Annotated in this window: 5 protein-coding genes and 2 pseudogenes; 6 read left to right on the top strand and 1 reads right to left on the bottom strand. The window is 56.4% G+C overall.

Annotated features, from left to right (window positions below; genetic code table 11):
• The 5 genes from RIFP1SYM_RS15520 to RIFP1SYM_RS15500 all read left to right on the top strand — a co-directional run.
• Nucleotides 1–183: flagellin (locus tag RIFP1SYM_RS15520; RefSeq protein WP_039960744.1), on the top strand; the 183-nt coding region annotated here is incomplete at its 5' end.
• Nucleotides 184–257: 74 nt separating this feature from the next.
• Nucleotides 258–638 carry a flagellar protein FlaG gene (locus RIFP1SYM_RS15515; RefSeq protein WP_240991550.1) on the top strand — a complete coding sequence of 127 codons (381 nt, stop codon included), beginning with the start codon at nt 258–260 and terminating at the stop codon, nt 636–638.
• 97 nt (nt 639–735) lie between these two features.
• The gene (fliD, locus tag RIFP1SYM_RS15510; RefSeq protein ID WP_005966568.1) at nt 736–2,058 is read left to right on the top strand and encodes a flagellar filament capping protein FliD; all 1,323 of its coding nucleotides are present in this window, start codon (nt 736–738) and stop codon (nt 2,056–2,058) included.
• 140 nt (nt 2,059–2,198) lie between these two features.
• Complete coding sequence (gene fliS / locus RIFP1SYM_RS15505) at nt 2,199–2,633, top strand: flagellar export chaperone FliS (RefSeq protein ID WP_005966565.1); 435 nt, start codon at nt 2,199–2,201, stop codon at nt 2,631–2,633.
• On the top strand, nt 2,634–2,948 hold the full coding sequence (locus tag RIFP1SYM_RS15500) for a flagellar protein FliT (protein ID WP_005966562.1): 315 nt from the start codon (nt 2,634–2,636) through the stop codon (nt 2,946–2,948). It abuts the gene before it with no gap.
• Nucleotides 2,949–2,960: 12 nt separating this feature from the next.
• On the opposite strand, the pseudogene RIFP1SYM_RS15495 reads toward RIFP1SYM_RS15500, so the two are convergent.
• Nucleotides 2,961–3,811, bottom strand: a pseudogene (locus RIFP1SYM_RS15495) (cytochrome C assembly family protein).
• A 115-nt stretch (nt 3,812–3,926) separates the two neighbouring features.
• On the opposite strand from RIFP1SYM_RS15495, the pseudogene ffh reads away from it, so the two are divergent.
• Nucleotides 3,927–5,262, top strand: a pseudogene (ffh, locus tag RIFP1SYM_RS15490) (signal recognition particle protein); the annotation flags it as partial.

The raw sequence follows: 5,262 nt of genomic DNA, 5'->3' as shown, positions 1-5,262 counted from the left end.
GTTATCTCAAACCTTTCGAATTACGCTGAGAACCTCACTGCTTCACGCAGCCGGATTCAGGATGCCGACTTTGCGGCGGAGACCGCGGCACTGACAAAGACGCAGATCCTACAGCAGGCTGGTGTCTCGATACTGTCTCAGGCCAATGTTGTTCCGCAGAGTGCCCTGGCGCTGTTGCAGTAAGCTCATCGACCGGCATCCGGGTGATCTAGCCCGGATGCACTAGACTCGAAGAGATCAGCCTCAGGGTGGATGCAATGACAACCGAAGTAACAATGGGATCGCTGCTTCAGTTCAGCCGGACGACCCAGCCCCAATGGGTGGAGCAGGCCAGGCCAGCAGAAGCTGCACGTCAGGTTGCTGAGCGGAATATATCGATCCATCAAGACCAGGCTGAAGAGGAGTCCCAGGGCAGTCTTGAGCGGCTGGAAAAGATGGTTGAAGAGCTCAATCAGAAGGTCCAGCAGCAGAAGCGCTCACTCCAGTTCAGCGTGGATGAGGAGAGTGGCAAGACAATCATCAAGGTAATTGATCTGGATCGGGACGAACTAGTTCGCCAGATCCCACCTGAAGAGGTCATCCGGCTTGCACAGCGTATGCAAGAGAATTCTGGGGTGATCCTTAAGGCGAAAGCCTGAAAGAGATCGGCTTGCCGCTGTAGAGTTCAAACTTAGACTTTCACCCTGGATGGACTCTCCTCCAGGGTAAAACAAATTAAATGGAGGGGAGACGATCATGGCTTCTATTCTCGCTCCCGGTGTTGGATCTGGGCTCGATGTCAACAGCATCATTGATCAGTTGATGAACCTGGAGCGGCTGCCGCTGGATCGTCTGCAGAATCAGGAGAGCCAGGTCAACGCGCAGATCAGCGCCTATGGCCAGCTGCGCAGTGCTGTGTCGGATTTTGAAACGGCTATGGATGGCTTGGGCTCTCTCTCCAAGTTCCAGGTCTTCTCCGGTTCATCCTCCAACGCGGATGCCTTTACCGCCAGTGCGGATGAGACTGCCAATGTGGGCAGCTTCAATATCAACGTCACCCAACTGGCTCAACGCCACAAGCTCGCCTCCACTACCTTTACCAACAAGGATACTGTGGTGGGAAGCGGCACTCTGGATATCTCGGTGGGCAGTGGCAGCTTCAGTCTCACCATCGACAGCAGTAACAACACCCTGGCGGGCATTCGAGATGCGATCAATCAGGCCAGTGATAATCCAGGGGTGGCCGCCACCATTCTCAACGAGAGTGGTGGCAGCCGCCTGATCCTGACTTCGAATGACAGCGGTGCGTCGAATGCCGTTGAGGTGGTGGTCTCGGGGGATGCAGGGCTTTCCCAACTCCATTACGAGGCGGCAGGTACGCAGAACCTGACTCAGGTGGCGGCTGCTCAAGATGCCCAATTGACCGTCGATACCTTTAGTGTGACCAGTAGTTCGAATACGATCAGTGATGCGATTCAGGGTGTGACCCTTAATCTTAAAACAACTGGTAGTGGCACGGTCGATTTCAGCAGAGATGATGACGCTATTGCCGAGTCAGTGGATGCATTTGCTACCGCCTTCAACAATCTGCGCAATACCATCGATAGCCTTTATGATGGGCAGTTGGCGGGAGACAGCACCCTGCTGACCATGGAAAGCCTGATGCTTGGCATAGTCAATAGTGGTGCCTCGATTACTGGTGGCAGCTACACCCATATGACAGAAGTGGGGCTCTCCATCGGCAAGGATGGCCGGATGAGTCTTGATAAGAGCGCATTGAGCAAGGCGATGGATTCCGATTTCAGCGGGGTCAGCAGGTTGTTCGCGGACAGTGATCAGGGATTTGCCAAACGCTTGGGTGATCTCGCCCACGATCTGCTGACTGCTGATGGTATGGTGGATGCGCGTGAGGATGGACTGGCTGCCCGCATTGATACCCTGCAGGATCGACAGAATCAGCTTGAATATCGTCTCGATCTGACTGAACGACGCTATCGGGCCCAGTTCGCCGCGCTCGACTCGTTAATGGGGCAGTTGCAAACTACCAGCAGTTTTCTTTCGCAACAGTTCTCATCCTAAATATAAATGAGATGGTTGAAGGAGATGAGAGCCTGACTGGTATGGGATGGAAACAAAGAGACTCTTCCTAGAGGGAAAGAGCGCTGCAGAGAGCGGTGATCCAGACAAGAATGAGAAACAGTCGTGAGGCATAATTACCCATGAGCCATTTAAAAAAGCGTGGAATATCCCAGTATGGACAGGTGGCAACCAGCTCAGAGGTTGCCTACGCTAGTCCGCACCGGCTCGTCCAGATGTTGATGGAGGGTGCGCTGGACAAGATGGCGGCGGCGAAGGGGTTCATACAGCGCAAGGATATGGGGCAGAAGAGCCGGCATATCAGTTGGGCGTTGTCTATCATCAACGGCCTGCGCGGCGCACTCGATTTAGAGAGTGGTGGTGATATTGCCCGCAACCTTGATGACCTCTACGAATATATGGGGCGTCGCCTGATGGCGGCCAACAGCAGCAACGATCCGGAAATCCTCGATGAGGTCGCCTCGCTGCTGACCGAGATCAAGCTTGCCTGGGATGCATTGCCGGATGAGGTCAAACAGCTGCCACAGGAGAAGATCTCTCCTGCAGTGGGTGCCTAGATGGTTGTGAAAGATGACCTCCTGGAGCAGGTTCTGCTGCTGACCCGCCAGATGCGTGAACAGGCACAACAGGCTGCCTGGGAGGAGGCGGAGCGGACGGAGGTGCAGCGCAGCCGTCTGATCGCTGAGTGTTTTGATGGTGAAGAGGAGTTTGGTGACCAGATGCTGGCTGCCAACAAGGTTCAGGAGATCATCAGGCTCGATACGGAGATCATGGCGATAGGCGACCGTTCCAGGGATGAGATCCGCACCCAGTTGAATCGTCTGCAGCAGGGCCGGCAGGTGGCAAAGGCCTACCGCCGTTTCAGCCGCTGACCTGGACGAAAATCAGGCAAGCACCAGCTCAATTACCGCCTTGCTGCCGAAATAGGCCAGCATCAAAACCACGAATCCACTCAGGGTCCAGATCAATGCCTTCTGGCCTCGCCAGCCAAAACGGTATCGTCCCCACAGCAACATCCAAACACGATCCATGCGGTGATCGACAGCACCGTCTTATGCACCAGTCTCTGCGCGAACATGTCGTCAAGAAACAGAAAACCGGAGCCCAGCGCCAGCGTCAGCAGGAAAAAACCGGCGCCGATCATCTCGAATAGCAGGCTCTCCATGGTCTGCAGGGGGGGCAGGGCGCGGATAAAGCCGCCGGGGTGACGATGGTGGAGCTGGTGGTCCTGGATCGCCAGCAGAATAGATTGGACGCTGGCGAGGGTGAACAGGCTGTAGGCCAGCATCGAGACCAGCACATGGACAGTTAAACCGAGGGAAGCGTTTTCGTTCAGCAGGTGAACCGAGCTGAAACGGGTCTCTAGGAGGATCGCCAGGGCCGCCATCGGCAGCAGAACTATACCCAGATTCTCAACCGGCTTGCTCAGGGCAGAGAGCAGCAGCAGCAAGGTGATGGTCCAGGCGATTAGCGAGAAGGCATTAAAAAAGCCCAAATTGACGCCCGTGCCGCTTACCAGATTACTCCAGAGCAACAACGCATGCAGGACCACCCCAGCAAAGCCAATAGCCAGTCCAGCTGAACGGGGCAGCAGCCTGACGCTGCGGCTGCTGAATAGCCGCACGCCAAAGATCAATCCGGATAGCAGATAGGCCGTGATGGTAAATGATGTCAGCAAAACGGCTGGATTCCCTGTTGCGGTGGTTCGATAACTGAGGTGTCGCGATAATCGCATATAAGGCGTGTTTGATGGAAGGCCGACTAACAGCCCGCTAGGGGGCCAAACTCAACTGTTATATACTGTGCCGGTTTTGATCTTACGCCCGTGGGGCCTGCTTGGTGGAACGCTCATGTTTGAAAGTTTGACACAACGGCTTGGAAAGGTGCTCGACAACCTGCGGGGGCAGGGGCGCCTTTCGGAACAGAAATCAAAGATACCATGCGTGAGGTGCGCATGGCGCTGCTGGAAGCGGATGTAGCGTTACCGGTGGTGCGTGCCTTCGTCGATGAGGTGAAGGCCAAGGCGATGGGTGAGGAGGTGATGAAGAGCCTCACCCCCGGCCAGACCCTGATCAAGATCGTCAACGACGAACTGGTGCGGGTGATGGGGGAGGCGAACGAATCCCTCGACCTGGCCGCCCAGCCCCCCGCGGTGATCCTGATGGCCGGTCTGCAGGGTTCGGGTAAGACCACCAGCGTTGCCAAACTTGCGCGCTGGCTGCAGCAGAACGGTAAGAAGAAGGTGATGGTGGTGAGTTGCGACGTCTACCGTCCCGCCGCCATCAAACAGTTGCAGACCCTGGCCAAAGATGTCGGCGCCGAGTTCATCCCCAGCTCCGCCGATCAGAAGCCGGTGAAGATCGCCAAGATGGCGCTGGCTGAGGCGAAGAAGGCCTATGCTGACGTGCTGCTGGTGGATACCGCCGGACGTCTGCATGTGGATGACGAAATGATGGCGGAGATCAAGCAGCTGCACGCCTGCGTTGATCCGGTCGAGACCCTGTTCGTGGTCGACTCCATGACCGGTCAGGATGCGGCCAATACCGCCAAAGCCTTCGATGAAGCATTGCCGCTGACCGGCGTGATCCTCACCAAAACCGACGGTGATGCGCGTGGCGGTGCCGCGCTCTCGATCCGCCATATCACCGGCAAGCCGATCAAGTTCCTCGGTGTGGGCGAGAAGGTCGACGCGCTGGAACCGTTTCATCCCGACCGGGTTGCCTCGCGCATTCTCGGTATGGGCGATGTGCTTAGCCTGGTGGAGGAGGTCAGCCGCCAAGTCGATCAGGAGAAGGCGGCCAAGCTGGCGCAAAAGCTGCAGAAGGGAAAGGGTTTTGACCTGGATGACTTCCGCGAACAGATGCTACAGATGAGCAAGATGGGTGGAATGAGCAGTCTGATCGATAAGCTGCCGGGCATGGGCAACCTGCCGGACAAGGTCAAGAACCAGGTCAACGATAAAGAGATCGGGCGGCTGATTGCCATCGTCAACTCCATGACCCCGAAAGAGCGCCGCTTCCCTGCGATTATCAAGGGTTCGCGCAAGCGCCGATCGCCAATGGTTCCGGCACCCAGGTGCAGGATGTGAACCGGCTGCTCAAGCAGTTTACGCAGATGCAGAAGATGATGAAAAAGATGAAGGGCGGTGGCATGGAGAAGATGTTGCGAAGGATGGGGGGACGTCTG

The sequence above is a fragment of the endosymbiont of Riftia pachyptila (vent Ph05) genome (assembly GCF_000224455.1).
GTDB classification, from domain to species: domain Bacteria; phylum Pseudomonadota; class Gammaproteobacteria; order Chromatiales; family Chromatiaceae; genus Endoriftia; species Endoriftia persephonae.
This window is presented reverse-complemented; position numbering and strand designations above follow the sequence as displayed.